The sequence below is a fragment of the Stenotrophomonas sp. 05L44_2 genome, from assembly GCF_056665995.1.
Genome location: NZ_JBFTNR010000604.1, coordinates 1 through 2,596 on the forward strand (window position 1 = coordinate 1; position 2,596 = coordinate 2,596).

Sequence of the window (2,596 nt, forward strand, 5' to 3'; positions counted from 1 at the left end):
GGACAAGCATCTGCGCTCCGGCCTGCTGGAGATCCTGCAGATCGACCCGGCCGAAGTGTCGCCCGGGGAGTTCTCCTGGAACCTGCGCAAGTCCGTGGAGGAGCGCAACTGCCGTGTGCTGGTGATCGACAGCCTCAACGGCTACGTGACCGCCATGCCGCAGGAAAAACAGCTGATGCTGCAGCTGCACGAGATGCTGTCCTACCTCAACCAGAAGGGTGTGGCGACCTTCATGATCAACCCGCAGCATGGGCTGGTCGGCACCATGTCCACCGGCAGCCTCAATGTGTCCTACATCGCTGATGCGGTGGTGCTGTTCCGATTCTTCGAAGCCCAGGGACGCATCCGCAAGGCGATCTCGGTGATCAAGAACCGCGGCGGTGCGCATGAAGACACCATCCGCGAACTGAAGATCGACGGGCGCGGCATCACGGTCAGTGCCGCATTGGCCGATTTCCAGGGCATCCTCACCGGCACGCCGGAGTTCGTCGGCGACAGCGCAGCGCTGCTGGGCCAGTCCGATGTCCGATAGCGATGAGGGCGGCACCGTTGTCCGTATCGTCGCCCCCTTCGGCCGTGATGCCGACAGCATCGCGGCGGTGCTGGCCGGCGCAGGGTTGAGGACAGGCATCGCGCCAAGCCTGGAAGTGCTGGCTGAGCAACTCGATGACTGCACCGGGCTGGTGGTGGTGACCCAGGAAGCGGTGGCACGCGGCAGCGAGGTACTGCTGCAGGCGCTGCAGCAGCAGCCGGCCTGGTCGGACATTCCGTTCATCCTGCTGCGCTCGGCGCGTTCCTACCGGCGTTCCACCCGTGAACCGTTGTTGCCCGGCTCGATCAACGTAGTGGAGATGGACCGGCCATTGGGCAGCATGTCGTTGCTCAGCGCTGTGCAGGGCGCGCTGCGCGCGCGCGGCAAGCAGTTCGTGGTGCGCGACCAGGTCACCGCCTTGGCCGATGGCCGTGCGGCGCTGGCGCGCAGCGAGTCCGAGCTGCGATTGATCGCCGATGCAATGCCGGTGCTGATCGCATTCGTGGACCGCTCGCTGTGCTTCCGCTTCGCCAACAAGGCCTATGAAAACTGGTTCGAACTGGCTACCGGCGAAGTGATCGGCACGCATGTGCGCGAGGTCATCGGCGAGACCGTATGGCAGCAGCGTCGCCCGGCGATGGAAGCCGCGTTGGCCGGTCGCGAGGCCATGTTCGAGATCGTCTGGCCACATCGCGTGTATGGGCGCCGGGACTGCGAAGTGCGTTACTCGCCGCGCCGCAATGGCGAGGGGCGCATCGACGGCTTCCACGTATTCGTCACCGATATCACCGCGGCCAAGCTGGCCCTTGCCAGCAGCCAACAGCACGCGCACGCGCTGGAGGCGATGGTGGCCGAGCGCACCCGTGAACTGGAAGCGCAGATGGCGGCGCGCGAGGCCAGCGACGCTGCATTGCGGCAGTCACAGAAGATGGAGGCGATCGGCCAGTTGACCGGCGGCATCGCCCACGATTTCAACAACATGCTGACCGGCATCCTGTCCGCGTTGGACATCGTCCGGCTGCGCCTGGACATGGGCCGGGTCGACGACCTCGAACGTTTTCTCGACACCGCCACCGCCTCGGCCCAGCGTGCCGCGGCACTGACCCAGCGCCTGCTGGCGTTCTCCCGGCGGCAGTCGCTGGATGCGCGTCCGGTGGAGCTCAACACGCTGTTGGTTTCGGTGCAGCACCTGCTGCACAGCACCCTGGGCGAGGCGGTGCGCATCCACGCCGAACCCTCGCCGCTGCCCCTGCACGCCACGCTGGATGCCAACCAGTTCGAGAGCGCGCTGCTGAACCTGGCTATCAACGCGCGTGATGCGATGCCGGACGGCGGCGATCTGACTCTGCGTGCCTCGTCGGTAAGCGTAAGGGAAGGCCAGTACACGGCCGTGCCTGCCGGTGACTACGCACTGGTGGAGGTGGCCGACACCGGTGCCGGCATGGCGCCGGAAGTGGTCGAGCGCGCCTTCGAGCCCTTCTTCACCACCAAGCCCATCGGCAAGGGAACGGGGCTGGGCATGTCGATGGTGTACGGCTTCATGCAGCAGTCCGGTGGACACATCGCGATCCAGTCCAATGTCGGCGAAGGGACGACGGTGCTGCTGTTCATTCCGTTGTCGGAGGCCGTTGTGGAAGACGCGCCTGCACCTTCGCAGCCGATCCGGCGCGGCGCCGGCCAGTCCATCCTGGTGGTGGAGGATGACGAGCAGGTACGGATGCTGGTGACGGTGGTGCTGGAAGACCTGGGCTACCACGCCCAGGTGGTGGGTGATGCCGATGCGGCGATTCCCATCCTCACTTCGGCGCAGAGCATCGATCTGCTGGTCACCGATGTCGGGCTGCCGGGGCTCAACGGGCGACAGCTGGCGGAGATCGCGCGGCAAACGCGGCCGGCGCTGCCGATCCTGTTCATGACCGGCTATGCGGAAAAGGCACAGGAGCGCGCGGCCTTCCTCGACGAAGGCATGGCGATGATCGCCAAGCCCTTCCTGCTGGATGAATTCAGCATGGCGGTACGCACGGCCATGCCGGGCGGCGCGTAGCGATGCAGGTCCTGTAGAGC

General features: G+C 65.9%; 2 protein-coding genes. Both read left to right on the top strand.

Annotated features, from left to right (window positions below):
- Positions 1-532, top strand: a 532-nt coding sequence (locus tag AC1VAN_RS18045) for an ATPase domain-containing protein (protein ID WP_480986363.1), incomplete at its 5' end; no start/stop codon positions are given.
- Positions 522-2,576, top strand: coding sequence for a PAS domain-containing sensor histidine kinase (locus tag AC1VAN_RS18050; RefSeq protein WP_080149458.1), 2,055 nt, complete (start codon positions 522-524; stop codon positions 2,574-2,576). The genes AC1VAN_RS18045 and AC1VAN_RS18050, both read left to right, overlap by 11 nt.
- The last annotated feature ends 20 nt before the right edge of the window (positions 2,577-2,596 follow it).